This window comes from Citrobacter sp. Ca225, assembly GCF_030337175.1.
Lineage (GTDB): Bacteria > Pseudomonadota > Gammaproteobacteria > Enterobacterales > Enterobacteriaceae > Citrobacter_A > Citrobacter_A amalonaticus.
On record NZ_JAOWCD010000087.1, the window covers coordinates 118,964 to 141,166 of the forward strand.

A 22,203-nucleotide genomic window follows, 5' to 3' on the forward strand; every position below is an offset into this window, starting at 1 on the left:
ATCTCGTATCATGGATTTATGATTAATGTTCGCAAAACACCAAAACAGCGCAAGGCTGCGCGATGAAGAGCGTGCGCGGCTGATCTGGCTGCTTACCACCGATAAAGCCATTGTTTCCACCCTGTTAGGCAAGCTCACCCTGGCTGAGCAATATGATGTCGGAACGTTAGCCGACGATATTGCTGAGGTAGGCGCGCTGGTCGACCATCTTCCTCCACCTGACCTGGCGGATACCCTTGAAGCGCTCCCGTCGGAAGAACGTCACGCCCTCTGGCGGCTGATTCAGAGTGATAAGCGTGGATACGTCCTGCTTGAGGCGTCCGAAAACGTCTGGGATGACCTGATCGATGAAATGACCGATCGGGAACTGCTTGAGGCGCTGCAATATCTCGACATCGACGAACAGATTTACCTGGTTCAGCACCTGCCGCGTAACCTCACAGGCCGGTTGCTGGCGACGCTGCCGCCCGAAGAGCGGGCCCGCGTGCGCCAGGTCATGCATTACGAAAAGAATCGCGTCGGCGCGATCATGGAATTCGAGGTCATCACCGTGCGCCCGGATGTGACGCTGCAAGTAGTGCAGCGTTATCTGCGTCGTCTGGGCAAGATGCCGGAAAATACTGACAAACTGTTTGTCACCCGTCGCGACAAAACGCTGGTTGGTGAGCTAACCCTGACCTGTATTTTGCTCAATGACGTGCAGTGTAAAGTCAGCGAGGTGATGGATGACGATCCGCTGACCTTCGCCCCGGAAGATAAAACGGAAAATGCGGCGCGTACCTTCGAGCGTGACAACCTGGTCAGTGCGGCGGTAGTCGATTCTGCCGGTAAACTGATGGGACGCTTGACGATCGACGAGATCGTCGACGTGGTCTACGAAGAGACGGACACCGATCTGCGTCGAATGGGCGGATTGAGCGCCGAAGAGGATGTTTTTGCGCCCGTTCCCAAAGCGGTGAAAACGCGCTGGGCGTGGCTGGCTATCAACCTGTGTACTGCGTTCATTGCCTCGCGCGTGATTGATGGCTTTGAACACACCATTTCACAACTGGTGGCATTAGCGTCGCTGATGCCCATTGTCGCCGGGATCGGCGGGAATACCGGTAATCAGACCATCACCATGATTGTTCGGGCGCTGGCGTTACAAAACATACAGCCGGGCAACCTGACGTTTCTTATTCTGCGCGAGATGGGGGTGGCACTGGTCAATGGCCTCGTCTGGGGGGGGATTATGGGCGGGATCACCTGGTGGCTGTACGACGACATGGCGCTCGGCGGGGTGATGACCCTGGCAATGATGCTGAACCTGTTAATGGCGGCGCTGATGGGGGTGATTATCCCGATGACGATGGTGAAGCTCGGGCGCGACCCGGCGGTCGGCTCGAGCGTGATGATCACCGCGATTACCGATACCGGCGGATTCTTTATTTTTCTTGGGCTGGCGACGCTGTTTCTGATGTAGTGCGTCGTTTACGCTTCACGACGCGAGGCAGTAATCCCATCGCCACCACCCCGGCAACCACGCCAATCGCCAGGTTGCCGGTGGAGACCGTTGCGCCAACGGTAATGACCATTACCAGCGTTTCCACCACGGGCAGTGTCGTCAGGGTGGCGGGCTGGATACTGTGCCAACTGAACGTTTTCAACGCCACAATCACCATGATCCCGGCCAGAACCGACATCGGGATTTTCGCCATCACGTCGCTCAGCGCAGTGACCAGCAGCAGTAAAACCAACCCGGCGGCGATCGTCGACACGCGGCTACGGCCTTTCCCCATCTCCACATTCACGATGGTCTGTCCGATCATCGCGCAGCCAGCAATGCCGCCGTAAAAGCCCGCCAGAATGTTGGCGAACCCCAGACCCGCGCTTTCACGATTTTTGTTCGACGGCGTGACCGTCAGGTCATCAACCAGTTTCGCCGTCAGCAGCGACTCCATCAGGCCCACAAAGGCGATACTCAGCGCGCAGGGCCAGATAATTGTCAGCGTTTGCAGATTCAGCGGCACTAACAACTGCGTCAGTCCCGGTAGCCCGCCGCTCATTGCGCCTTCATCACCAACGGTCGGCAGCAATTGTCCGGTGGTTGCGGTAAACAGCGTCAATAAAACAATGGCAATCAGCGGCGCAGGAATGCTTTTAATAACGCGCGGCACCCACAACACAATGAGTAGCGTTAAGGCAAACAGCCCCCAGATGAGTGGGCTTTTGCTCCAGAAATGGGGGACCTGGGCGAAAAAAATCAGAATACCGAGGGCGTTCACAAACCCGGTCATGACGGCGGCGGGAATAAAACGCATCAGGCGCGCCATCCCGGTAACGCCAAACAGAATCTGGATAAACCCGGCTAATACGACCGCTGGCAGAATGTACTGTACGCCATGCTGGTGCACCATCGGGCCTATCACCAGCGCAACGGAACCGGCTGCTGCCGTGACCATCGCCGGGCGACCGCCCATGAAAGACATTGCCAGACAAAGCACCACTGAGGTAATCAGGCTGACTTTCGGGTCAACGCCGGCAATCACCGAAAAGGAGATCACTTCCGGGATCAGCGCCAGCGCGGTGATCACCCCAGCCAGCGTTTCGCGTACCAGCAGACGTGGGGCGCGAAGAACGCCACTGACCGTGTGTTCCGCTGACAGAGCAGGAGACGAAGGGGTTACAGACATATTTACTCTCAGGTCGGAAAGGGCCTGATAACAGCAGACCGACAGGCGTCCGTGCGGTGAATAACAACGCGCCGCATAGTACCTTTCTGGAGCGTCTGTTTCCAGAAAATATTGTGAATAACCCTATAAAGATTCAACGTATTTTTAACGTTTTTAAAATCTCAATATAATTTATAAACAATATTTAAATATTATTACTGAAGTGTTAACGTTGGTGCCGCTCGATTTTCACCTGCAAAAAAGCAAAAAAACGATACTAAAAGTAAGGCATTAACCATATGAAAAAAGTGACTGCCATGCTCTTCTCGATGGCCGTAGGGCTGAATGCTGTCTCGATGGCGGCAAAAGCGAAAGCGACGGAAGAGCAGGAGACGGACGTACTGTTGATCGGCGGCGGCATCATGAGCGCCACACTGGGAACTTATCTACAGGAACTGGAACCCGACTGGTCGATGACCATGGTGGAGCGCCTGGACGGTGTCGCGCAAGAGAGTTCAAACGGCTGGAACAATGCCGGTACCGGGCACTCTGCGCTGATGGAGTTGAACTACACACCAAAGAAAGCCGACGGGAGTATCAGTACCGAAAAGGCAGTCGAAATTAACGAAGCTTTCCAGATTTCCCGCCAGTTCTGGGCGCATCAGGTCAAGAGTGGCGTGATGCACGACCCGCGCACCTTCATCACCACCGTTCCGCACATGAGCTTCGTCTGGGGTGAAGAGAACGTCAACTTCCTGCGCGCCCGCTATGCGGCCCTGCAACAAAGCACGCTGTTCCGTGGTATGCGCTACTCCGAAGACCACGCGCAAATCAAAGAGTGGGCACCGCTGGTGATGGAAGGGCGCGATCCGAAACAGAAAGTCGCCGCTACGCGTACCGAAATGGGAACGGACGTGAACTACGGCGAAATTACGCGCCAATTGATTGCTTCGTTGCAGAAAAAGCCTAACTTTGCACTGGAGTTGAGCACCGAAGTCCGTGGATTTAAACGTAACGACGATAATACCTGGACGGTGACCGTCGCCGATCTGAAAAACGGCGAAGCGGAACATAACATCAAAGCCAAATTCGTCTTTATCGGTGCGGGCGGCGCAGCGCTGAAACTGTTGCAGGAAACCGGTATTCCGGAAGCCAAAGAGTACGCAGGCTTCCCGGTTGGCGGGCAATTCCTGGTCGCAGAAAACCCGGACGTGGTGAACCGGCATCTGGCGAAAGTGTACGGTCAGGCTTCCGTCGGCGCGCCGCCGATGTCGGTCCCGCATATCGATACCCGTATTCTGGATGGTAAACGTGTCGTGCTGTTCGGGCCGTTCGCCACCTTCTCCACTAAATTCCTGAAAAACGGTTCGCTGTGGGATCTGCTGAGTTCAACCACGCCTTCCAACTTCATGCCGATGGTCAACGTCGGGATGGATAACTTCGATCTGGTGAAATACCTGATTAGTCAGGTGATGCTGAGCGATGATGACCGCTTCGACGCGCTGAAAGAGTACTATCCGCAGGCGAAGAAAGCGGACTGGCGTTTGTGGCAGGCGGGTCAGCGTGTCCAGATCATCAAACGTGATGAAGACAAAGGGGGCGTGCTGCGTCTGGGGACGGAAGTGGTGAGCGACAAAGAGGGGACCGTTGCCGCACTGCTGGGCGCGTCACCGGGCGCATCCACTGCGGCACCGATCATGCTCCATCTGATGGAAACCGTCTTTAAAGAGAAGGTGAGTACGCCGCAATGGCAGGCGAAGCTGAAAACGATTATTCCGTCTTACGGTACAAAACTGAACGGCAACGTTGAGGCGACGCAGCAGGAACTGCAATACACCAGTGAAGTGCTGGGGCTGCAATATGTCCAGCCGCAGACGACGGACGCGGCACCAAAAGCGCAGCTTAAACCACAGGCTCAGCCTGCGCGTAAAGAAGTGGCAGATATCGTACTGTAACGGTATTGCCGGATGGCGCTGTGCCGCCATCCGGCATCATCAGAGACTTAACGCGTTACCGCGTTCTGCACATTATCTTCCGCTTTCCAGATGCGGAATTTCACATCAACATTTGCCGGGGTATACACCACGATCGGCAACTTGCTGTTGTAACGCAGCATACCGTCATTACCCAGATAGGCGGTCACAAATTTCTGCTCTTTTTTGCCATCCGGACAGGCCATCATGGTCGATACCGGGGAGGTGACTTTATTAAAGACGTAGTAGTCATAACCCCAACCTTCCAGCGTTTTGCTTTCCAGCTCGCCGCCCAGGCGATGCTGATTGCAGTCGACTTCCAGCGTCTGTCCGATCATCAGTTCCACTTTAAGAGTAGATTCATCTTCCTGATGGGGTAGCTGAATAACCTGGCGCTTCATGCCTTTTTCCGCCTGCGGCCAGGGGGCGATTTTTTCCAGCGGTTGCGGATTAGCTTCCGTGGAGGCCGCCCACACAGAGGTGCTGGCGAAAGCAGCGAACAAAACGGCAGGAACCATTGTCTTTATTTTTGAGTTCACAGGTTTTCCTTTTTTATCTTATGAACGATTTCACGGCAGATTAACATATAGACCAGAATCATTGATCTGTCTTTACGTATTTTTAAAGTCTATTTACTGTGGTTATGTAAATTAGTTGGTTATTTATTCTTGTTTTTGCCGTTTGTTTTGGTTAATTATCCCGGCAATCATTTCGATGTATAAAATATTACATAACCATTTGATCTGTGCGGAGAAGCACATTCTGACAAGCTTCATTAACACTCTTTTGATCCAACCACTGGTTTTACCCCGATTGGGGTATGCACCTGGAACACATCCTTTACTATCTTACCGATCATAATAATGACTTAGTAGTAACGCGGTTTTTATTGTCGTTCACCCAGCCGGGGGAGCGTCGTTTATGGAAGGGCGATGCCATGGTTGATCTATCCCGTCGAGGCATACTGACTGGCAGTTGGCGTAGTGCCAATCGTGGGATTCGTCCGCCGTGGATCATGGAAGCATCCCAGTTTCTGTCCCAGTGCACCCGTTGCGACGCCTGTATTCAGGCTTGTGAACACGATGTTTTGCAGCGTGGCCCGGGTGGCTATCCGAGCGTTAATTTCCAACAAAGCGAATGCGCCTTCTGCTACGCCTGTGCGCAGGCTTGCCCTGAATCTCTCTTTTCTCCGCGCCACACCAGGGCATGGGATCTGATTTTCACCATTGGGCAAGCGTGTCTGGCGTATCAGTCCGTAGAGTGCCGCCGCTGTCAGGATAGCTGTGAACCGCAGGCGATCCTGTTTCGCCCAACGTTGTCCGGCATTTATCAGCCACAACTCGATAACCAGAACTGTAACGGATGCGGCGCGTGTGTCGCCAGTTGCCCGGTGTCAGCCATTACCGCGGAGTATAACCATGCACATTAACTGGCAGGTCTGCAGCCTGATTGTTCAGGCCAAAGGCGAACAGGTACAGGATATTAGCACGCAGCTAAATGCTTTGCCGGGCTGCGAAGTGGCCGTAAGCGACGAGCAAAGCGGCCAGATGATTGCGGTGGTTGAAGCAGAACACAGCGAAACGCTGATGCAAACAATTGAGTCGGTACGCAACGTTGCGGGCGTGCTGGCGGTGTCGCTGGTTTATCACCAGCAGGAAGAACAAGGTGAGGAAACACCATGAAACTCAGTCGTCGTAGCTTTATGAAAGCTAACGCCGTTGCGGCCGCTGCGGCGGCTGCCGGGCTAAGCGTACCGGGCGTTGCCCGCGCAGTTGTCGGTCAACAGGAAGCCATTAAGTGGGATAAAGCCCCGTGCCGTTTTTGTGGTACAGGCTGTGGCGTGCTGGTCGGCACTCAGCAGGGGCGTATTGTCGCCTGTCAGGGTGATCCGGAAGCCCCGGTTAACCGTGGTCTGAACTGCATCAAGGGCTATTTCCTGCCCAAAATTATGTACGGAGAGGACCGTTTAACGCAGCCATTGCTGCGTATGAAAGATGGTAAGTACAGCAAAGACGGTGAATTTACGCCGATCAGCTGGGCTCAGGCTTTCGATGTGATGGAAGAGAAGTTTAAAACCGCGCTGAAAGAGAAAGGCCCGGAGTCTGTCGGCATGTTTGGTTCCGGCCAGTGGACCATTTGGGAAGGTTACGCCGCCTCCAAACTGTTTAAAGCGGGCTTGCGCTCGAACAACCTCGATCCCAACGCGCGTCACTGCATGGCGTCAGCGGTGGTAGGTTTTATGCGTACCTTTGGCATGGACGAACCGATGGGCTGCTACGATGATATCGAGCATGCTGATGCGTTTGTCCTGTGGGGCTCGAACATGGCGGAAATGCACCCGATCCTCTGGTCGCGCATTACCAACCGTCGTCTCTCCGATCCGAATGTTAACGTCTCCGTGCTGTCTACCTTCCAGCACCGTAGCTTCGAGCTGGCGGACAACGGGATGGTGTTTACGCCACAGTCTGACCTGGTGATCCTCAACTACATCGCTAACTACATCATTCAAAACAACGCGATTAACCAGGACTTCTTCAGCAAGCACGTCAACGTCCGCAAAGGGGCAACGGATATCGGTTACGGCCTGCGTCCGACGCATCCGCTGGAAAAAGCCGCGAAAAACCCAGGCTCTGATGCTTCTGAGCCGATGAGCTTTGAAGACTACAAAGCGTTTGTGGCTGTATACACGCTGGATAAAACCGCTGAAATGACCGGCGTGCCGAAAGATCAGCTGGAGCAACTGGCGAAGCTGTATGCCGACCCGAACAAGAAAGTCATCTCTTACTGGACGATGGGCTTCAACCAGCATACGCGCGGCGTGTGGGCCAACAACCTGATCTACAACATTCACCTGCTGACTGGCAAAATCGCGCAGCCGGGCTGTGGACCGTTCTCACTGACCGGTCAGCCTTCTGCCTGTGGTACCGCGCGTGAAGTGGGAACCTTTGCCCACCGTCTGCCGGCGGACATGGTGGTCACTAACGAAAAACACCGTGAGATCTGTGAAAAGCACTGGAATATCCCGGCTGGAACCATTCCGGCGAAAATCGGTCTCCACGCAGTTGCCCAGGACCGGGCATTGAAAGACGGCAAGCTGAACGTCTACTGGACGATGTGTACCAACAATATGCAGGCCGGTCCGAACATCAACGAAGATCGTCTGCCGGGCTGGCGCGATCCACGCAACTTTATCATTGTCTCCGATCCGTACCCGACCGTCAGCGCGCTGGCCGCGGACCTGATCCTGCCAACCGCAATGTGGGTGGAGAAAGAAGGGGCTTACGGTAACGCCGAGCGTCGTACCCAGTTCTGGCGTCAACAGATTAAAGCGCCGGGCGAATCGAAATCCGATCTGTGGCAACTGGTTCAGTTCTCGCGTCGTTTTAAAACGGAAGAGGTCTGGCCGGAAGAGCTGCTGGCACAGCAACCGGAACTGCGCGGCAAAACCCTGTACGACGTGCTGTTTGCCACCCCTGCGGTGAGCAAGTTCCCGTTGACGGAGTTGAAAGAGGATCAGCTTAACGACGAATCTCGTGAGCTGGGCTTCTATCTGCAAAAAGGGCTGTTTGAAGAGTACGCCTGGTTTGGTCGTGGACACGGTCACGATCTCGCCCCGTTCGATGACTATCACAAGGCGCGCGGCCTTCGCTGGCCGGTGGTTGACGGGAAAGAGACGCAGTGGCGCTACAGCGAAGGCAACGATCCGTACGTCAAAGCAGGTGAAGGCTACAAGTTCTACGGTAAGCCAGACGGTAAAGCGGTGATCTTCGCGCTGCCGTTTGAACCGGCCGCAGAAGCGCCGGATGCCGAGTACGACCTGTGGCTTTCCACGGGGCGTGTACTGGAGCACTGGCATACCGGCAGTATGACGCGCCGCGTGCCGGAACTGCACCGTGCGTTCCCGGAAGGGGTTCTGTTTATCCATCCGCTGGATGCGAAAAAACGGGATATGCGCCGTGGCGACAAGGTCAAAGTGATCTCACGTCGTGGCGAGGTGATTTCCATTGTTGAAACCCGTGGACGTAACCGTCCGCCGCAGGGGCTGGTCTACATGGCGTTCTTCGACGCCGCACAGCTGGTGAATAACCTGACGCTGGATGCGACGGATCCGCTCTCTAAAGAGACGGATTTCAAGAAGTGCGCCGTGAAACTGGCGAAGGTGTAACACGCCATGTCCAGGTCAGCGAAACCCCAAAATGGCCGCCGCCGCTTTCTGCGCGATGTTGTTCGCACAGCGGGCGGACTGGCTGCCGTTGGCGTGGCGCTGGGGTTACAGCAGCAAACCGCACGGGCTACAGGCGTGCGGTTGCGCCCGCCTGGGGCCGTGAACGAGAACGCCTTTGCCAGCGCCTGCGTGCGCTGCGGGCAGTGCGTTCAGGCATGTCCGTATGACACCTTAAAACTGGCGACGCTCGCATCAGGGTTGTCGGCGGGGACGCCGTATTTTGTTGCCCGCGAGATCCCGTGCGAGATGTGTGAAGACATTCCGTGCGCCAAAGTCTGCCCCAGCGGGGCACTGGACCGGGAGATTGCCTCCATTGACGATTCGCGGATGGGGCTGGCGGTGCTGCTGGATCAGGAAAATTGCCTGAACTTCCAGGGATTACGCTGTGACGTCTGCTATCGCGAATGCCCAAAAATCGATGAGGCTATCACGCTGGAACTGGATCGCAACATGCGAACCGGCAAACATGCGCGATTTATCCCGACCGTTCACAGCGACGCCTGCACGGGTTGCGGGAAATGTGAAAAAGTCTGCGTGCTGGAACAGCCGGCAATAAAAGTGTTGCCGCTGTCGCTGGCGAAAGGGGAGTTGGGTCACCATTACCGCTTCGGCTGGCTGGAGGGGAACGATGGCAAATCGTAAACGTGATGCCGGGCGTGAAGCGCAGGCGAAAAAAGGCGTCTGGCGGAGTCATCGCTGGCTGATTTTCCGCCGGCTCTGTCAGTTTATGGTGCTGGGGATGTTTCTGAGCGGCCCGTGGTTTGGCGTGTGGATCCTGCACGGGAATTACTCCAGCAGCCTGCTGTTGGAGTCGATCCCGTTGACCGATCCGCTCATCACCCTGCAAAGCCTGGCGAGCGGTCATCTGCCTGTGGCGGTGGCGCTAACAGGCGCGGTGATTATTACCGTGCTTTACGCCCTGGCAGGAAAGCGATTGTTTTGCGGTTGGGTTTGCCCGCTGAACCCGATTACCGATTTTGCGGCCTGGCTACGCAGAAGGTTTGACCTGAATCAGTCCGCAACCATTCCACGTCATATACGGTACGTACTTCTGGTTGTCGTGCTGGTGGGTTCAGCACTGACCGGGACGCTACTGTGGGAATGGATTAACCCTGTTTCACTGCTGGGGCGTAGCCTGGTGATGGGATTCGGTAGCGGCGCACTGCTGATTATCGCTCTGTTTTTATTTGATTTGCTGGTCGTTGAACACGGCTGGTGCGGGCATCTTTGTCCTTTAGGCGCACTGTATGGCGTACTGGGTAGCCAGGGCGTATTAACCGTTGCGGCGAAAGACCGACAGAAATGTAACCGCTGTATGGACTGTTTTCATGTTTGCCCGGAACCGCATGTATTACGTGCCCCGGTGCTGGATGAGCAAAGCCCGGTGCAGGTCACCAGCCGCGATTGCATGGCCTGCGGTCGCTGCGTGGATGTCTGTTCTGAGGACGTATTTACAATAACTACACGATGGAGTTCGGGAGCGAAATCATGAAAAGCCATGACCTGAAGAAAGCGCTGTGTCAATGGACAGCCCTGCTGGCCCTGGTGGTGAGCGGTGCGGTTTGGGCGGCAAACGGAGTGGATCTTAGCCAGTCTCCGGAAGTGTCGGGGACACAGGAAGGGGCGATTCGCATGCACAAAGAACAAGAGCGTATGCCGCTGAATTACGTGAATCAGCCGCCGATGATTCCCCATAGCGTCGATGGTTACCAGGTGACCACTAACACCAACCGCTGCCTGCAATGCCACGGCGTTGAAAGCTATCGTACCACCGGCGCGCCGCGTATTAGTCCGACGCACTTTATGGACAGCGACGGCAAAGTGCTGGCCGAAGTGGCGCCGCGTCGTTACTTCTGTCTGCAGTGTCACGTGCCGCAGACTGACGCCCCGCCGATTGTGGGTAACACCTTTACCCCATCGAAAGGTTACGGGAAATAAGAGGTTATTATGGAAAATGCTAACCGTAAACCAGGCCGGATTAAGCGCCTCTGGCAGTGGTGGCGTCGCCCCAGTCGCCTGGCGCTGGGTACGCTGCTGTTAATCGGGTTCGTCGGCGGGATTATTTTCTGGGGTGGATTTAACACCGGGATGGAAAAGGCCAACACCGAAGAGTTCTGCATTAGCTGCCACGAAATGCGCAATACCGTGTATCAGGAATACATGGAAACCGTACACTACAACAACCGTAGCGGTGTGCGTGCGACCTGTCCTGACTGCCACGTACCACACGAGTTTGTGCCGAAAATGATCCGTAAGATCAAGGCCAGTAAAGAACTGTACGCAAAAGCATTGGGACTGATTGATACCCCGCAGAAGTTCGAAGCGCATCGTCTGACGATGGCACAGAATGAATGGCGAAGAATGAAAGATAACAATTCTCAGGAGTGTCGTAACTGTCACAACTTTGACTTCATGGACTTAACGGCCCAGAAGAGTGTCGCCGCAAAAATGCACGATCAGGCGGTGAAAGATGGGCAAACCTGTATTGACTGCCATAAGGGGATTGCGCATAAGCTCCCCGATATGCGCGACGTCAAACCGGGCTTCTGACGGGATGGTAATGAGTGGGTAGTATGCTTGAAGCCAGAAAGCTCCTCTGCGAGCGGGATGACCGGGTCCTGTTTAGCGATTTGTCGTTCCAGGTGAGCGCAGGGGAGTGGATACAGGTCACCGGCGGCAACGGCGCAGGGAAAACCACCCTGCTGCGGTTGCTGACAGGGCTCTCTCGTCCTGACGTCGGGGAGGTGTACTGGCAAGCGCAACCGCTACATCGTGTGCGGGACAGCTACCATCAAAATTTGTTGTGGATTGGCCATCAGCCGGGGATCAAAACCCGGCTGACGGCGTTGGAGAACCTGCGTTTTTTCCATCAGGACGGCGATATCGCGAAATGTCTCGCGGCGCTGGCGCAGGCCGGCCTTGCCGGTTACGAAGATATCCCTGTTAACCAGCTTTCTGCCGGACAGCAGCGCCGGGTGGCGTTAGCGCGTCTCTGGCTGACCCGCGCCACGCTCTGGATCCTCGACGAACCCTTTACCGCCATTGATGTGAACGGCGTTGAACGCCTGACGCAGCGGATGGCGCAGCATACCGATGAAGGTGGGATCGTTATCCTCACCACCCACCAGCCAATGAACGTTGCTACAGACCGCATTCGCCGGATTGCGCTGACTCACGAGAGGGCAGGGCAATGATGTGGCGTATCTTCCGTCTCGAACTGCGCGTTGCCTTTCGCCATAGCGCGGAAATTGCCAACCCGCTGTGGTTCTTCCTGATTGTTATTACGCTGTTCCCGCTGAGCATTGGGCCGGAACCACAGCTGCTGGCGCGAATTGCGCCGGGGATAATTTGGGTTGCTGCGCTGCTGGCCTCGCTGCTGGCGCTGGAGCGACTGTTTCGCGATGACCTGCAGGACGGCAGCCTTGAGCAACTGATGCTGCTGCCAATCCCATTACCGATGGTGGTGCTGGCAAAAGTGATGGCCCACTGGATGGTCACCGGTCTGCCGCTATTGATCCTCTCTCCGCTGGTGGCATTGCTGCTGGGGATGGACCTCTACGGCTGGAAAATTATGGCGCTGACTCTACTGCTGGGGACGCCGACGCTGAGCTTTCTCGGCGCACCGGGGGTGGGGTTAACGGTCGGGTTAAAGCGCGGCGGTGTATTGCTGAGCGTACTGGTACTGCCGTTGACCATTCCCTTGTTGATTTTTGCGACTGCCGCGATGGATGCGGCATCCATGCATCTTCCAGTGGATGGATACATGGCGATTTTGGGCGCGTTACTGGCAGGTAGCGCGACGTTAAGTCCTTTTGCAACGGCGGCGGCGTTACGCATTAGTTTGCAGTAATGAGTTGCCTGATGGCGCTGCGCTTTTCAGGCCGACAAGAGCCGGGTTTTTAGGTCGGATAAGGCATCAGCCGCTATCCGGCATGACGGTAACTTTATTCGTTTGAGTCTGGTGACTGAACTATGTGGAAAACACTTCATCAACTGGCTATGCCCCCACGGCTGTATCAGCTTTGTGGCTATTTTGTGCCGTGGCTGGCCGTCGCCTGCGTCCTGGTTCTGGCGACGGGCTGGATCTGGGGGTTCGGTTTTGCGCCGGCGGATTACCAGCAGGGGCAGAGCTACCGCATTATTTATCTGCACGTTCCGGCGGCGATCTGGTCAATGGGGATTTATGCCTCGATGGCGGTAGCCGCGTTTATCGGTCTGGTCTGGCAGATGAAGATGGCGAACCTGGCGCTGGCTGCAATGGCGCCGATTGGCGCGGTGTTTACGTTTATTGCGCTGGTCACCGGCTCGGTCTGGGGTAAACCGATGTGGGGTACCTGGTGGGTGTGGGATGCGCGGCTGACGTCAGAACTGGTGCTGCTGTTTCTCTACGTCGGCGCAATTGCTCTGTGGCACGCCTTTGATGACCGTAAGATGGCGGGGCGCGCGGCGGGGATCCTGGTGCTGATTGGCGTGGTGAACCTGCCGATCATTCACTATTCGGTGGAGTGGTGGAACACGCTGCATCAGGGCTCGACCCGTATGCAACAAAGCATCGATCCGGCCATGCGCACGCCGCTGCGGCTGGCGATTATCGGCTATCTGCTGCTGTTTATCACGCTGTCGCTGATGCGGATGCGTAACCTGATTCTGATAATGGAAAAACGTCGCCCGTGGGTGAGTGAACTGATCTTAAAAAGAGGCCGCCAATGACCACTGCATTTGCATCCTGGAGTGATTTTTTTGCGATGGGCGGCTACGCCTTTTACGTCTGGCTGGCCGTGGCGCTGAGCGTCATCCCGCTGGCAGTGCTGGTCATTCATACCGTGACGCAGCATCGCGCAATTTTGCGTGATGTCTCCCGTCAGCGGGCGCGTGAAGCCCGCCTGCGTGCAGCGCAGACACAACGGGAGGCGGCGTGAATATTCGACGTAAGAACCGTTTATGGATTGCCTGCGGCGTGCTTGTCGGGTTAGCGCTGACGATTACGCTGGTGCTGTATGCGCTGCGCGCCAACATCGACCTGTTCTACACGCCAGGCGAGATTCTCTACGGCAAGCGCGAAACACAGCAAATGCCGGAAGTGGGCCAGCGGCTGCGAGTAGGTGGTATGGTTATGCCCGGCAGCGTCAAGCGCGACCCCAACTCGCTGAAGGTGAATTTCAGCATCTATGATGCCGAAGGCGTGGTGGATGTGACCTACGAAGGCATTCTGCCGGACCTGTTCCGTGAAGGACAAGGCGTGGTGGTGCAGGGGGAACTTGGCGAGAAAAACCATATTCAGGCGAAAGAAGTCCTCGCCAAGCACGATGAAAACTACACGCCGCCGGAAGTTGAAAAAGCGATGCAGGATAACCACCGCCGTCCGGAGAGCGTCTATAAGGATAAAACATCATGATGCCTGAAATTGGCAATGCGCTGTTATGTCTGGCACTGGGCGTTGCGTTGTTACTCTCAGTCTATCCGCTGTGGGGCGTGGCGCGAGGCGACGCGCGGATGATGGCGTCGGCAAGACCGTTTTCCTGGCTGTTGTTTATCCTCGTGATGGGCGCCTTTCTGGTGCTGGTCAACGCCTTTGTAGTGAATGATTTCACCGTCGTTTACGTCGCCAGTAACTCCAACACGCAGCTGCCGGTCTGGTACCGCGTTGCCGCCACCTGGGGGGCGCATGAAGGCTCGCTGCTGCTGTGGGTGTTGCTGATGAGCGGCTGGACCTTTGCCGTCGCGCTGTTTTCCCAGAGGATGCCGTTGGATATCGTCGCCCGCGTACTTGCGGTGATGGGGATGGTTAGCGTCGGTTTTCTGCTGTTCATCCTGTTTACCTCCAACCCGTTCACCCGCACGCTGCCGAATTTCCCGATAGAAGGGCGCGATCTCAACCCGTTGTTGCAAGATCCTGGGCTTATCTTCCATCCGCCGCTGCTATATATGGGCTACGTCGGTTTCTCGGTCGCCTTCGCGTTCGCTATCGCGGCGTTGATGAGCGGTCGCCTGGACAGCACTTTCGCCCGTTTTTCCCGTCCATGGACGCTGGCCGCGTGGGTTTTCCTGACGCTGGGGATTGTGCTGGGTTCAGCATGGGCGTATTACGAACTGGGCTGGGGAGGCTGGTGGTTCTGGGATCCGGTGGAAAATGCCTCGTTTATGCCATGGTTAGTGGGAACCGCACTGATGCACTCGCTGGCGGTCACTGAACAGCGCGGCAGTTTCAAGGCGTGGACGCTACTGCTCTCCATCTGCGCGTTTTCGCTCTGTCTGTTGGGGACGTTCCTCGTGCGTTCGGGCGTGCTGGTGTCGGTGCATGCGTTTGCTTCCGACCCGTCTCGCGGGATGTTCATTCTGGCCTTCATGGTGCTGGTCATCGGCGGCTCGCTGCTGCTGTTTGCCACGCGAGGACATAAGGTTCGCTCCCGGGTCAATAACGCCCTCTGGTCGCGTGAATCGCTGCTGCTCGGTAATAACGTGCTGCTGATTGCCGCCATGCTGGTCGTGCTGCTCGGCACGCTGCTGCCGCTGGTGCATAAGCAACTCGGTCTGGGCAGTATCTCTATTGGCGAACCGTTTTTTAATACCATGTTTACCTGGCTGATGGCGCCGTTTGCCCTGCTGTTGGGTATTGGCCCGCTGGTCCGCTGGGGACGCGATCGACCGCGTAAACTGCAACGACTGCTGGTTATCGCGCTGGTCAGCACCCTCGTACTCTCTCTGCTGCTGCCGTGGCTGTTTGAGAACAAGATTGTCGCCATGACCGTAGTCGGGCTGGCAATGGCCTGCTGGGTGTTTGTGCTGGCGATGGCGGAGCTTGCGCTGCGAATTTCACGTGGCGCGAAAATGACGCTGAGCTACTGGGGAATGGTGGCCGGGCACGTCGGCCTGGCGGTGACAATTGTCGGCATCGCCTTCAGCCAGAACTACAGCGTCGAGCGCGATGTTCGCATGAAAGCCGGTGACAGCGTCGATATTCATGAATATCGCTTCACCTTCCGTGAAGTGAAGGATATCACCGGACCAAACTATCGCGGTGGTGTGGCGATTATCAGCGTGACCCGTGATGGCAAGGCAGAAGCAACGTTGCATGCTGAAAAACGGTTCTACAACAGCACCAGTTCGATGATGACGGAAGCGGCGATTGATGGTGGCATCACCCGCGATCTGTACGCCGCGCTCGGTGAAGAGTTGGATAACGGCGCGTGGGCTGTTCGTCTGTACTACAAACCGTTTATTCGCTGGATCTGGGCGGGTGGGATACTGATGGCGCTGGGAGGGCTGTTATGCCTGTTTGACCCGCGTTATCGCAAACGCGTACAACCGCAAAAATCGGCGTCGGAGGCGGTATGAAGCGCAACGTACTTTTGATTCCCTTTGTGATTTTTCTCGTGATTGCCGCAGCGCTGCTGTGGCAACTGGCGCGTAACGCAGAAGGCGACACGCCGACGAATCTGGAGTCGGCGCTGATTGGGAAACCGGTACCGACTTTCCGGCTTGAGTCGCTGGAGAACCCCGGTAAACATTATGAGGCAGACGTGCTGACTCAGGGTAAACCGGTCTTACTCAACGTCTGGGCAACGTGGTGTCCGACCTGCCGCGCTGAGCATCAGTACCTGAACCAGCTGTCGGCACAGGGGATTCGCGTAGTGGGGCTGAATTATAAAGACGATCGCCAGAAGGCCATCGTCTGGCTGAAAGAGTTGGGTAATCCTTACGCGCTGAGCCTGTTTGACGGCGACGGTATGCTGGGCCTGGATCTTGGAGTCTATGGCGCGCCGGAAACCTTCCTGATCGACGGTAAAGGCATTATTCGCTATCGGCATGCCGGGGATTTGAACGCCCGCGTCTGGGAGAGTGAAATCAAGCCGCTGTGGGAGAAATACAGTAAGGAGGCCGGGCAATGAGAATTTTGCTGAGTGTGCTGATGCTGCTGTTTTCTGCTAACGCGCTGGCCACCATTGATGTGATGCAGTTTAAGGATGAGACCCAGGAGCAACAATTCCGCCAGTTGACTGAACAACTGCGCTGTCCAAAATGCCAGAACAACAGCATCGCGGATTCCAATTCGATGATTGCGACCGACCTGCGGCAGAAAGTCTATGAGCTGATGCAGGAAGGGAAAAGTCAGAAAGAGATCGTCGACTATATGGTGGCGCGCTACGGTAACTTCGTCACCTATGATCCGCCGCTGACACCACTGACTGTCCTGCTGTGGGTGCTTCCCGTGGCGGCAATTGGCGCAGGTGGCTGGATTATCGTTGCCCGTTCGCGTCGGCGGGTACGCCTGAAACAGGAGGTGTTCCCGGATGAGATATCGTTACCGGAGGGTAAACGAGCCGGGCTGGCGGTTTATCTGCCAGGGATAGTGATTGCCGTCATCGTGGGGGCCGTCAGTTATTACCAGACCGGGAGCTATAAGCAGGTGGAAATCTGGCAACTGGCGACGGCACAAAGTCCGGCACTGCTGGAACGCGCGCTGGATCCAAAAGCGCAGCCGCTGGATGAGGAAGAGATGACGCGTCTGGCGCTGGGGCTACGTACTCGTCTGCAAAGTGATGCGACGAACGTAGAAGGCTGGATCATGCTGGGGCGGATCGGAATGGTGCTTGGCAATGCCAGTACCGCTACCGAAGCGTATGCCAACGCCTATCGACTCGATCCGAAGAACAGCGATGCTGCGCTGGGCTATGCCGAGGCGCTGACCCGTTCTTCCGATCCTGATGATAACCGTCGTGGAGGGGAGCTGCTGCGAGAACTGGTGCGTAGCGATCACGCCAATGTGCGGGTTCTGAGCATGTATGCCTTCAACGCCTTTGAGCAGGAGCGTTTTGGCGAGGCGGTTGCCGCCTGGGAGATGATGTTGAAGATGCTGCCAGCGAACGATACGCGTCGTGCGGTGATTGAGCGCAGTATCGCGCAGGCGATGCAGCACTTATCGCCAAAGAGCGAGTAACCACCCGGCCAGATGGCGAGGCACAGGCCCGATAAGCGTAGCGCCATCGGGCATTTGCTGGGCTATTGCATACCGCGGGTTTGTAAAAACAGGATGGTCGCGGCAACGCGTGAGCGTACGTTGAGCTTGCGCAGCAGGTTGCGAATATGCACTTTTACGGTTTGTTCGGAAATATTGAGGACCGAGGCAATCTGCTTGTTAGACAGCCCCTGTGCCAGCTCGTGCAACACATCCAGCTCTCGCTCGGTCAGCATGCTGAACGGATCGTCCTCTTCACCAAACATTTCGCGCTCGCGCAGATAATCGCTGACGCGTTCGCTGAAAACTTTGCCGCCATTGGCGCCTGTGCGAATGGCATCCAGCAGAACTTCCGGATCGCTGTCTTTCAGCAGGTAGCCATCTGCGCCGGCGTCAATCAGGGCGTAGATGTCGTTGGCCGAATCCGAAACGGTGAGAATGATGATCTGCGCCGTGATCCCATCGCGGCGCAGGGCGTTCAACGTATCCAGACCGCTCAGCCCTTTCATATTCAGATCAAGCAGGATTAAATCCAGATCGAGACGGTTTGCCAGATCAATCGCCGTTGCACCATCGCCCGCTTCGGCAACCACCTCAAATGTCGGATCCAGTTCCAGTAATTGACGGATACCACGACGCATAAGAGGGTGGTCATCTACCACCAGCACCTGAAAAGGCGTTGCTTCAGGCATAGTTATCTCCCGAGATTTTATTAGAATCATTATTGTTATTCGATCGCGAATCGTCCAGATTCACCGCATCGATAAGAGGGAGAAATATTACCCCAGATTACGCATGGGTAAGAAGTAAAACCTGTCGGGAAAAGGGGGAGAGCCTCTCATCGTGATGAGAGGCTTTTTTATTCAGGGCAGCAGCGCGACGTGAGTCACTTCTGCTTTAGGTATGGCGCTGAAATACCAGTATTCATCGTTAATTTTCGCGGCGGTAAAGCGCGTAAGCGAGCGCGACGTATCGGACGATTCGGTCTTCACCTGCACGGTACCGGTTAATGGATGCTTGCTCACCAGCATTAAATCACCGCGGTGATTGAACCAGGCCACGGTATTGTCATCGATGGTTTGCTGCTTACCGTTGACGAGTACGGAGTAGTCGAAGTTAACTTTTTCCTTCACCACATTCCCTGCGGCAAAATAACGGCCATAGACCTGCGGATCGTGAAAGAAACCGAAATGCCCTCCGCTGTTTTGCATTTTCAGGAAGTGGAAGTCAGGCACCGTAAAGTCCTTGTGACCCTGGCTGAGTTGGCGCTTAACGATATTCACACGAACAACATCCTGCTCATAAACGCGCGTATAAGCGGCATACATTAACGCGTATGACCAGATGAATACCGCAGCCATCAGGCCCGTAACGACATAGACTCCTTTCATGACACGTGGTCCGGCTACCGTGACGACTTCCCGCGCAAGGAACGAGAGGGCAAGCAGGAAAAATAAAAATGTCGACAGCATGACGCGGTCAGGATACGACGGGGAGGCCACCATAATTAAAGAGGTTCCCAGCCCCACCAACAGCATTAAGCCGACCATGTTGAGATTCGCACTTTTAATGCGATGGCCTTGTCGTTTGGCCACGAACAGAAGCATTGCCAGTAAGACCAGTACGACATAAGAAATCCAGACCAGCGCCAGGTGGTTAAAGAAGCGCTCGCTCAGATGAATTGTGATTCTTTCAACGATCGATTTATCATACCAGACGGTATGAGCGCCCTGAGCGCGAATAAAATTGCCTGGTGAGAAAATCAAAATACTGGCGCCCACCAGTGCGGACAAAAAATACGCGACCTTATTCGCAAAGACGCGTTTCGCTTGCCAGTAATCGTACACGATAGCCAGAAGGGCAAGACCCACGACAAATGGCGCGACGCTTTCATTGGAACAGCCCGCTAACAGTCCGAGCAACAGCATACCCATGTGTGTACGCTCTTCACGCTGAAGCTGTATGCGGTACAGGTTCCAGAGCCATGCGGCGACGAACAGATTCGTCCACAGGTAGTTCGCGCTGCCGACTATCCAGAAAACCGTTTGTCCGATATTCGGGTTAGCGACCCAAAAGGTCAGAAAAATAAGGGTAAAGATCAGCGCGTCATGTTTTTTCCATTTCAGCGTGCCCGTCGGCGTTTTCACAATGAAATAGCAGAACGCGACGACGACAAGGCCGGTCATGGTTGAGATAAATCCACGAGATCCGGTGGCGAGTAAAAGCGAGCTGACAAAATCAGCCACTATGCGCCCGCTCCAGGTCAGGTAGTGATGCAGATGCGCATCAAATGAGATGCCAAGCAGGGCATAACGGTAATCATCGGAGTGAATAGGGGTGAACCACTCCAGGATAAATACTGCAAAAAAGGCAATTAAAAGAATGCTTTTATTAACATGCTTTAACATCAGTTATCCTTGTCTGAATCGTGGTCCACAGTTTTACGTTTTTTCAGAATGTATCGAGGCCGCTGCTTGGTTTCGACATAGATTCGTCCGATATACTCACCCAGCACGCCAATGCCAATAAGCTGTACGCCTCCCAGAAACAGGATTGACACAATCAAGGAAGAATAGCCACGCACGGGATTTCCCCACAGAAGCGTATCTATCACCATTCCCGCACCGTAGGTGAAAGAAAGCAGGGCAACCGCCAGACCAATGTAGGTCCAGATACGCAGAGGGAAGGTAGAAAAAGAGGTGATCCCTTCCAGTGCAAGGTTCCACAGTTTCCAGCCGTTGAATTTACTTTTCCCGGCACAGCGAGTGGCGCGCGCGTAGAGGACGATGTCAGTTTTGCCGCCAACCCAGGATAAAATCCCTTTCATGAACAGATTTCGTTCTGGCATTTGTTTAATGTTGTCCACCACTTCACGACTCATTAGCCGAAAATCGCCGACGTTTTCTTCGATATGCGGCGTGCTGATTTTATTGTGTAGCTTATAAAACCACTCGGCGGATTTTCGCTTCAGGCGGCTATCGACGGAGCGATCGGAACGTTTAGCCAGCACGATGTCCGCCCCATCCTGCCATTTATGAATCAAGTGCGGCAGGACTTCGACAGGATCCTGGAGATCGACATCCATCGGAATGACGGCATCGCCACTGGCATTGTCGAGCCCGGCGAGCAGCGCCGGTTCTTTACCAAAATTTCGCGTAAACGAGAGCGGAACAACGAGTGGGTCGGCGACGGCGAGGGCGTTGATGATGGATTCCGTTGCGTCGGTGCTACCATCGTTGATGAACACAATTTCGACATCATGTTCTTTCAGTGCGTCGTATTCACGCACCGTCTTGTAAAAGAGGCCAATGGTTTCTTCTTCGTTGAAGACAGGAACGACCAGTGAAATTTTCATCGTGCGTCCTTGAATACAATGAATCTGGAATAAATAAAGCCACAAATGAGACTAATGGCGGAGAACGCGACCAGCGTCACCAGCGGTGGGAAACCGCACTGTTCGGCCCCCCAACCCGTCAGGATACTGAGCAGGCCCATAAAGCCGACATACAGCAGATAGCGACGCGTTGTGGTCGATTGCTTAAAGGTAAACCGGGCGTTGGCGTAAAAAGAAAAACTGACCGCCACACTGAAGCCCAGGAAATTCGCCAGCGCCTGATGGGTATGAAAGGCGTAGATGCAGATAGCAAAAACTATCCAGTGAATCAATGTGTTGATCACGCCTACGGAGGTGTACTTGATGAAGTGATGCCACATAAGCAATAAGATCGGCTGTGCAAAACCGGAAGTGTAACATTATTTCCGTCCATAACTCGAATCGAATTCCATTTCGGTGGACGGCAATAATAAAAAAACCAGCCGTAAAAGGCTGGTTTTTCTGGGGAATTTTGGTCGGCACGAGAGGATTTGAACCTCCGACCCCCGACACCCCATGACACCGCTTCGAAATCACCTCAGGTCACGTCATGACAGGCTTTATGGCTTGATCGTATGTATAAACAAACAGTGCATTATTTACAAAAAACGCTCTATATACATCAATGGGTTAGGGGGATGTTTCACCCCACATTAAGTGGTCGCTTTTTGTGCCATTAACACATTAATAGGTCCAACCTATAGCATTTTTTGTTAGCGCTCTTGAAAGACTTTTTTGTGGGTAAGTTTGATTTATCCACAGGTTTGTTCACTGATTGTTATGTTGTTTACAACTATGGTTGTTGATTGTTTTTAAAATTCATAGATGTCAATAGTTGACAAAATTAGTTTCCTTAGATGCTTAATGGAATTTGCAACCAACCTCATGTAACCTTCACAAACTTACTAAGATTGCTAAATGATAAAGCAACGGTAACAACGCTTTCTGAATCGCCACGGGTTTAACAGACACCTCAGAGTCATTTAAGATGGCTTAAAGAGAGGTGCCCATGAGCGGTAAGCGTT

At 54.7% G+C, this 22,203-nt stretch carries 23 protein-coding genes; 17 read left to right on the forward strand and 6 right to left on the reverse strand.

What is annotated here, in order from left to right; translation table 11 throughout:
* Window positions 1-25 precede the first annotated feature (25 nt).
* Entirely contained in the window at window positions 26-1,462 is a 1,437-nt protein-coding gene (gene mgtE / locus OGW13_RS16520) for a magnesium transporter (protein ID WP_043000074.1), read from the forward strand.
* Here the strand turns inward: mgtE and OGW13_RS16525 are convergent.
* The gene (locus OGW13_RS16525) at window positions 1,425-2,672 is read right to left on the reverse strand and encodes a SulP family inorganic anion transporter (RefSeq protein ID WP_287116299.1); all 1,248 of its coding nucleotides are present in this window, start codon (window positions 2,670-2,672) and stop codon (window positions 1,425-1,427) included. The two genes, mgtE and OGW13_RS16525, sit on opposite strands and share 38 nt — an antisense overlap.
* A gap of 278 nt (window positions 2,673-2,950) precedes the next feature.
* On the opposite strand from OGW13_RS16525, the gene mqo reads away from it, so the two are divergent.
* Window positions 2,951-4,606 carry a malate dehydrogenase (quinone) gene (gene mqo, locus OGW13_RS16530; protein WP_287116300.1) on the forward strand — a complete coding sequence of 552 codons (1,656 nt, stop codon included), beginning with the start codon at window positions 2,951-2,953 and terminating at the stop codon, window positions 4,604-4,606.
* Window positions 4,607-4,653: 47 nt separating this feature from the next.
* On the opposite strand, the gene eco is transcribed toward mqo, so the two are convergent.
* Window positions 4,654-5,151, reverse strand: coding sequence for a serine protease inhibitor ecotin (gene eco / locus OGW13_RS16535; protein WP_043001880.1), 498 nt, complete (start codon window positions 5,149-5,151; stop codon window positions 4,654-4,656).
* 410 nt (window positions 5,152-5,561) lie between these two features.
* Between eco and napF the strand changes: the two genes are divergently transcribed.
* From napF to OGW13_RS16610, 15 genes are all read left to right on the forward strand, one after another.
* The gene (gene napF / locus OGW13_RS16540) at window positions 5,562-6,053 is read left to right on the forward strand and encodes a ferredoxin-type protein NapF (RefSeq protein ID WP_287116301.1); all 492 of its coding nucleotides are present in this window, start codon (window positions 5,562-5,564) and stop codon (window positions 6,051-6,053) included.
* The gene (napD, locus tag OGW13_RS16545; protein WP_043000078.1) at window positions 6,043-6,306 is read left to right on the forward strand and encodes a chaperone NapD; all 264 of its coding nucleotides are present in this window, start codon (window positions 6,043-6,045) and stop codon (window positions 6,304-6,306) included. Before napF ends, napD begins: the two co-directional genes overlap by 11 nt.
* The gene (napA, locus tag OGW13_RS16550; protein ID WP_287116302.1) at window positions 6,303-8,789 is read left to right on the forward strand and encodes a nitrate reductase catalytic subunit NapA; all 2,487 of its coding nucleotides are present in this window, start codon (window positions 6,303-6,305) and stop codon (window positions 8,787-8,789) included. Before napD ends, napA begins: the two co-directional genes overlap by 4 nt.
* Before the next feature lie 6 nt (window positions 8,790-8,795).
* Window positions 8,796-9,491: a ferredoxin-type protein NapG gene (napG, locus tag OGW13_RS16555; RefSeq protein ID WP_043000080.1), complete on the forward strand. Its 696-nt coding sequence runs from the start codon at window positions 8,796-8,798 to the stop codon at window positions 9,489-9,491.
* A complete protein-coding gene (napH, locus tag OGW13_RS16560; protein WP_287116303.1) occupies window positions 9,478-10,341 on the forward strand; it encodes a quinol dehydrogenase ferredoxin subunit NapH in 864 nt (287 codons plus the stop codon). The genes napG and napH overlap by 14 nt, the downstream gene beginning before the upstream one ends.
* Window positions 10,338-10,787 carry a nitrate reductase cytochrome c-type subunit gene (gene napB / locus OGW13_RS16565; RefSeq protein WP_042317908.1) on the forward strand — a complete coding sequence of 150 codons (450 nt, stop codon included), beginning with the start codon at window positions 10,338-10,340 and terminating at the stop codon, window positions 10,785-10,787. Before napH ends, napB begins: the two co-directional genes overlap by 4 nt.
* A 9-nt stretch (window positions 10,788-10,796) precedes the next feature.
* Window positions 10,797-11,399, forward strand: a complete 603-nt coding sequence (gene napC, locus OGW13_RS16570; RefSeq protein WP_043000082.1) for a cytochrome c-type protein NapC — start codon at window positions 10,797-10,799, stop codon at window positions 11,397-11,399.
* A gap of 23 nt (window positions 11,400-11,422) precedes the next feature.
* Window positions 11,423-12,043, forward strand: a complete 621-nt coding sequence (ccmA, locus tag OGW13_RS16575; RefSeq protein ID WP_044328628.1) for a cytochrome c biogenesis heme-transporting ATPase CcmA — start codon at window positions 11,423-11,425, stop codon at window positions 12,041-12,043.
* Window positions 12,040-12,699, forward strand: a complete 660-nt coding sequence (ccmB, locus tag OGW13_RS16580) for a heme exporter protein CcmB (RefSeq protein ID WP_043000084.1) — start codon at window positions 12,040-12,042, stop codon at window positions 12,697-12,699. Before ccmA ends, ccmB begins: the two co-directional genes overlap by 4 nt.
* A gap of 122 nt (window positions 12,700-12,821) precedes the next feature.
* Window positions 12,822-13,559: a heme ABC transporter permease gene (locus OGW13_RS16585; protein ID WP_287116304.1), complete on the forward strand. Its 738-nt coding sequence runs from the start codon at window positions 12,822-12,824 to the stop codon at window positions 13,557-13,559.
* Window positions 13,556-13,768 carry a heme exporter protein CcmD gene (ccmD, locus tag OGW13_RS16590; RefSeq protein ID WP_043000086.1) on the forward strand — a complete coding sequence of 71 codons (213 nt, stop codon included), beginning with the start codon at window positions 13,556-13,558 and terminating at the stop codon, window positions 13,766-13,768. Before OGW13_RS16585 ends, ccmD begins: the two co-directional genes overlap by 4 nt.
* Window positions 13,765-14,244 (forward strand): cytochrome c maturation protein CcmE, encoded by a 480-nt coding sequence (gene ccmE / locus OGW13_RS16595; RefSeq protein WP_043000087.1) that lies wholly within the window; start codon window positions 13,765-13,767, stop codon window positions 14,242-14,244. The genes ccmD and ccmE overlap by 4 nt, the downstream gene beginning before the upstream one ends.
* Window positions 14,241-16,184, forward strand: a complete 1,944-nt coding sequence (locus OGW13_RS16600) for a heme lyase CcmF/NrfE family subunit (RefSeq protein WP_061069849.1) — start codon at window positions 14,241-14,243, stop codon at window positions 16,182-16,184. Before ccmE ends, OGW13_RS16600 begins: the two co-directional genes overlap by 4 nt.
* Entirely contained in the window at window positions 16,181-16,738 is a 558-nt protein-coding gene (gene dsbE, locus OGW13_RS16605) for a thiol:disulfide interchange protein DsbE (protein ID WP_043000089.1), read from the forward strand. Before OGW13_RS16600 ends, dsbE begins: the two co-directional genes overlap by 4 nt.
* Complete coding sequence (locus OGW13_RS16610) at window positions 16,735-17,787, forward strand: cytochrome c-type biogenesis protein CcmH (RefSeq protein WP_044258601.1); 1,053 nt, start codon at window positions 16,735-16,737, stop codon at window positions 17,785-17,787. The genes dsbE and OGW13_RS16610 overlap by 4 nt, the downstream gene beginning before the upstream one ends.
* Window positions 17,788-17,849: 62 nt before the next feature.
* Here OGW13_RS16610 and narP read toward each other — a convergent pair whose 3' ends face one another.
* From narP to OGW13_RS16630, 4 genes are all read right to left on the reverse strand, one after another.
* Window positions 17,850-18,497 carry a nitrate/nitrite response regulator protein NarP gene (narP, locus tag OGW13_RS16615; protein WP_043000091.1) on the reverse strand — a complete coding sequence of 216 codons (648 nt, stop codon included), beginning with the start codon at window positions 18,495-18,497 and terminating at the stop codon, window positions 17,850-17,852.
* Between the two features lie 171 nt (window positions 18,498-18,668).
* A complete protein-coding gene (locus tag OGW13_RS16620) occupies window positions 18,669-20,213 on the reverse strand; it encodes a DUF6056 family protein (protein WP_287116305.1) in 1,545 nt (514 codons plus the stop codon).
* Window positions 20,213-21,160, reverse strand: coding sequence for a glycosyltransferase family 2 protein (locus OGW13_RS16625; RefSeq protein ID WP_287116306.1), 948 nt, complete (start codon window positions 21,158-21,160; stop codon window positions 20,213-20,215). The genes OGW13_RS16620 and OGW13_RS16625 overlap by 1 nt, the downstream gene beginning before the upstream one ends.
* Window positions 21,157-21,519 (reverse strand): GtrA family protein, encoded by a 363-nt coding sequence (locus tag OGW13_RS16630; protein WP_044326632.1) that lies wholly within the window; start codon window positions 21,517-21,519, stop codon window positions 21,157-21,159. The genes OGW13_RS16625 and OGW13_RS16630 overlap by 4 nt, the downstream gene beginning before the upstream one ends.
* Window positions 21,520-22,203 lie beyond the last annotated feature (684 nt).